Annotated in this window: 3 protein-coding genes; all 3 read left to right on the top strand. The window is 74.9% G+C overall.

Features of this window, described 5'->3' with window-relative positions; genetic code table 11:
- Positions 1 to 218 precede the first annotated feature (218 nt).
- Positions 219 to 839, top strand: coding sequence for a histidine phosphatase family protein (locus GTW08_RS16310; protein WP_073578566.1), 621 nt, complete (start codon positions 219 to 221; stop codon positions 837 to 839).
- Positions 836 to 1333, top strand: coding sequence for a GNAT family N-acetyltransferase (locus GTW08_RS16305; RefSeq protein WP_073578567.1), 498 nt, complete (start codon positions 836 to 838; stop codon positions 1331 to 1333). Before GTW08_RS16310 ends, GTW08_RS16305 begins: the two co-directional genes overlap by 4 nt.
- A gap of 130 nt (positions 1334 to 1463) precedes the next feature.
- The coding region (locus tag GTW08_RS16300; protein WP_161152171.1) for a helix-turn-helix domain-containing protein at positions 1464 to 1666 on the top strand (203 nt) is incomplete at its 3' end.

Genomic DNA, 1666 nt, shown 5'->3' with positions numbered 1-1666 from the left:
GGCGGCGATCCCGGCGATGCGCCGCCGCGCGGGGCGGCGGGAGAACTGCGGCGACATGACGCTCCTCGGCTCGTGGTCCGCCACGGATCTCAGCCGACCCGGCCACCCTGCGGGTACGGCGCGCCCGGCGGACTGCCCGGTCGGGTCCGGATCCGACCCGACCGGGTGACCTGATCACCACGAGCGTCCCGCAGCGTCCGCGACTAGCGTCGCCGCCCGTGAGCACCGACGCCGATCCGGACGGACGGATCCTCCTGCTGCGCCACGGCGAGACCGAGTGGTCGCGCACCGGGAAGCACACCGGCCGCACCGACGTCCCGCTGACCGACGAGGGCCGGGCCGCGGCCCGCCGGGTGCGCGACGCACTGGCCCTGGTCCGCCACGACGCCCCGCCCGCCCGGGTGCTCTGTTCCCCGCGCACGCGCGCGAGGGACACCGCCGAGCTGGCCGGGCTGCGCGTGGACGCGGTCGACGACCGGCTCGTCGAATGGGACTACGGCGACAACGAGGGCTGGACCACGCCGCAGATCCGCGAGTCCCAGCCGGGCTGGACGATCTGGGACGGGCCGTGGCCCGGCGGCGAGACCCCCGGCGACGTCGCCGCGCGCGCCGACGCCGTGCTCGCCGACGCGCGCGCCCTGCTCGGCGGCGGCGACGTCGTGCTCGTGGGACACGGCCACTTCTCCCGGGTGCTGACGGCGCGCTGGATCGGGCTGCCCGCGAGTGGCGGTGTGCACTTCCGCATGGACCCGGCCGGGGTCAGCGTGCTGGGGTTCGAGCGCGGGGTCCCCCGCCTCGACCACGTCAACCAGCGCCCCACCCCCGCGGAGGACCAGTGAGCGTCCGTACGGCCACCCCCGACGACGTGCCGGTCGTGGTCCGGCTCGTGCACGAACTGGCCGACTACGAGAAGGCCGCGCACGAGTGCGGGCTGACCGAGGACCAGCTGCACGCCGCGCTGTTCGGCCCGGACCCCTCGGCCGGGGCCTTCGTGGCCACCGGCGACGACGGCGCGGTCGTCGGCACGGCCATCTGGTTCCGGACCTTCTCCACCTGGGAGGGCGTCGCCGGGATCCACCTGGAGGACCTCTACGTCACCCCCGGCGCCCGCGGCGGCGGGCACGGCGCGGCCCTGCTCGCGGAGCTGGCCGCCGAGGTGACCCGGCGCGGCTGGAAGCGCCTGGAGTGGAACGTGCTGGACTGGAACACCCCGGCCATCGGCTTCTACCGCTCCGTCGGCGCGGTGCCGAACGAGGGGTGGACCACCTACCGGCTCACCGGCGACCCGCTCGTCGCGCTGGCCGGGCGGAACGGCGGGTCGGCGGCCCGCTAGTTGTACTGACCGGAGACGTTGGTCGAACTCGTGTGACGACACGATCTAGCTGATCTTGAAGGGTGAGGACCTCCTGCGGAGGGTGTGGAGCTGTCGAAGGCACCCGCACCCACAACCACAGGAGGTCCTCGTGGTCCACGCTAACGCTCCACTGTCCGAACGCGGCCGACTGCGCCTGGCGCGTCTGATCGTCGAGGGCGACGTGCCGATCGCTGCGGCCGCTGCCCGGTTCCAGGTGGCCTGGCCGACCGCGAAACGCTGGGCCGACCGCTACCGCACCGACGGCCCGGCCGGCATGGCCGATCGCTCCAGCCGGCCGCACCACTCGCCGCG

Origin of the sequence: Pseudonocardia sp. SID8383 (assembly GCF_009864975.1) — a bacterium.
GTDB classification, from domain to species: Bacteria; Actinomycetota; Actinomycetes; order Mycobacteriales; family Pseudonocardiaceae; genus Pseudonocardia; species Pseudonocardia alni.
Note: the sequence above shows the minus strand (reverse complement) of the source record. Positions and strands in the feature narration are given on the sequence as shown.